1 protein-coding gene is annotated in these 1,115 nt (G+C 70.3%); it reads right to left on the reverse strand.

Translation table 11 applies throughout. The annotated features are described in order from the left end of the window. Positions 1-68 precede the first annotated feature (68 nt). On the reverse strand, positions 69-905 hold the full coding sequence (locus FNH08_RS50395; protein ID WP_322726692.1) for a hypothetical protein: 837 nt from the start codon (positions 903-905) through the stop codon (positions 69-71). Positions 906-1,115: the final 210 nt, after the last annotated feature.

Here is a 1,115-nt window from a genome sequence, read left to right on the forward strand (position 1 = left end):
CCCCTGGGGATGGGACGGGTAGGGGCGGCGGGGGCGAGGAAAACCCGGTGCGCCCCGGCCGACCGTCCTCAGTCCTTCGCCAGTACGAACGACGTCTGGGCCTTCGTGAGGCCGGGGGCCTTGGCCTCCACCAGGTAGGTGCCCGCGGGGGCCGAACCCCCGGAGGGAGTCGCGCAGTCGGGGGCACTCGGCTCGCGGTCCCAGGCCAACGTGTAGGCGGCGCTGCCATCGGCGGGGACGCGGAACAGGAGGCTGCCGGCGGCCTTGGGGCAGTCGGCGGAGGACCAGATCTCGTCGTCGCTGTCGGCCTGAGTGACCGTCACCACCGCGTTCTTGGGGCCGAGATCGACCTTGCAGTCACTGCCGGAGGAGTTCCGCGCGGTGAGCTGGAACGTGGGCTTCTCACCGGGCTCGTAGGTGTTCTTGGTGCTGCGGACCGTCAACTTCACCGCGTCGGAAGCGCAGTTGGGCAGGCTCGAACCCGCCGGGACCTGTTCACCGGAGGTGCCACCGTCCTCGCCCCCGGTGCTGCCACTGCCGACACCTTCGGAGCCGGCGCCGGAACCACTGCTCGCCCCGGACCCACCACCGGTGTCGCCCGAACCCGAGCCATCACCGGAACCAGAGCCGGAACCGGACCCCGACGTGTCGCCGCCCGGTGACTCGTCGCGCCCGCCCGGCGCTTGGCTGATCGCGGGCCCCGAACTGCCGGGGCCCGGCGTGATCGAGGGCGCCGGGTTCTTGCCGTCGGACCCGTCCGCGCTGTCCTTGCCGTTCCCACCGCCGCTGGTGACGACCCAGGTGACCAGAAGCGCCAACAGGGCGACAACGGTCAGCAGAACGGCCCTCCGTCGCCAGTAGATGGAGGAGGGAAGCGGCCCGATCGGATTACGCAAAGATCCCACGCCGCAAACCTTACGAGAGATCCGCCACTTCCCTGGCCCCACCCCGCCGCCCTGGCACTACTTTCTCCAGATCATCATCCTGGTACGGCGACTCAGGGTGGTCCCAGTCCTCTCCGAGCCCGTACGCGACCCACCCACCGCGACCCGGTACCCACACTCCGCGACCCCCGCATGGCAGGATCGAAGTGCCATGACTGCACCCACGCACAC

Source organism: Streptomyces spongiae (assembly GCF_009377185.1).
Taxonomy (GTDB): domain Bacteria; phylum Actinomycetota; class Actinomycetes; order Streptomycetales; family Streptomycetaceae; genus Streptomyces; species Streptomyces spongiae.